At 58.3% G+C, this 1,205-nt stretch carries 1 protein-coding gene and 1 pseudogene; one reads left to right on the forward strand and one right to left on the reverse strand.

Annotated features, from left to right (window positions below; translation table 11 throughout):
• Positions 1 to 122: 122 nt before the first annotated feature.
• Positions 123 to 353 carry an HD domain-containing protein gene (locus tag FS320_RS43705; protein ID WP_338105708.1) on the reverse strand — a complete coding sequence of 77 codons (231 nt, stop codon included), beginning with the start codon at positions 351 to 353 and terminating at the stop codon, positions 123 to 125.
• Positions 354 to 837: 484 nt separating this feature from the next.
• Here FS320_RS43705 and FS320_RS43710 point away from each other — a divergent pair.
• Positions 838 to 1,080 (forward strand): annotated as a pseudogene (locus tag FS320_RS43710) (TSUP family transporter); the annotation flags it as partial.
• Between the last annotated feature and the right edge of the window lie 125 nt (positions 1,081 to 1,205).

Here is a 1,205-nt window from a genome sequence, read left to right on the forward strand (position 1 = left end):
CCCAACAGCTCCAGCACCAACCGCTTCAGATCGGCGTTCGACAGGCCATCAAGATCCGGGGCCGGTGACATGCAGGGGATTGAATCAGAATTGTCGCTGCGCCGGAACCCCGACCCGCCAGCTCAGCCCGGACTTTTGCCAATGTTACCGTGCAGGGCATCCACGTCCTCGACATGTTCCGATAGAACCAAGGCAAACATTGCAAGATGCCACGAATGCTCGGCTGAATTCTCCCGGCGGGTGCGATTGATCAGTGGTGACTGCCGAATAACGGACTTCAGCCGATCAAGCTCAGATAGGAAGGCAAGCTGCCTTCGGATGGTTTCTAATGCTTCAGTCGTCACAAGAGGCACCTTCTCGTACGGAAGGGCTCGGCTAGTGAGGCACTGCTATACGAAAGGGGTGGAAACAGATGGGCCGATCCTACAGCCATTGCGCCACACCTCGACCCTACCAGGGACAATCTCTAAGCGTGACTGTGTAAATGTCGGCTTCGCGCCCCTTGCAAAAGTTCGGCTTAGGTCAGCCCCGTGCCATTCGGCGATCTTCCGGGTCTATGGTTCATGTTCAATCTCGCGGAAGGCGGTGTGGAACAAGGCTTCTAGGCGAGGGATGTCGTCCGCTCTTCGCCTAAGACAAAGGCCGACTATGCACCAGCATAGAGAAAATTGTCCGTTTCTCTCGCCACAGCCGTAGGGTGACTACAAATCATCCGCATTGCTCCGCACCGATCCGTGGGGGAAGTTGGTGGAAGATTGAGCAGCATGATGTTTAAGCTGCTCAGAGCTTCGCGCTGAACTGCGCTGTCGCACTCGAACTTGCAAGCTGGATTCATCGATGATCGATACGCTGTTTCTGCTGCTCGCCGGCTTGCTCGCCGGCAGCATGAACGCCTTGGCGGGTGGCGGCTCCTTCGTGTCCCTCCCGGCACTGATCAGTGCCGGAGTGCCTTCAGTCGGCGCCAACGCCACCAGCACGGTCGCTTTGTTTCCAGGTGGCCTCGCCAGCACCTGGGTCTATCGGGACGGCCTGACGGGCGTATGCGGCGTGCCTCTACTGCCGGTCACAATCGTTACGCTAATGATCTTCACGAAGGTGGTGTAACATAGGGCGGTGTCGGTCCTCGTGAGGAGGTGCGCGATGGATGGCAATGTGTGGCGGCCGGCGCATCTGACGCCGGGGCAGATGGAAGAGCGCCGTCTGGA

The sequence above is a fragment of the Microvirga tunisiensis genome (assembly GCF_009296175.1).
Lineage (GTDB): Bacteria > Pseudomonadota > Alphaproteobacteria > Rhizobiales > Beijerinckiaceae > Microvirga > Microvirga tunisiensis.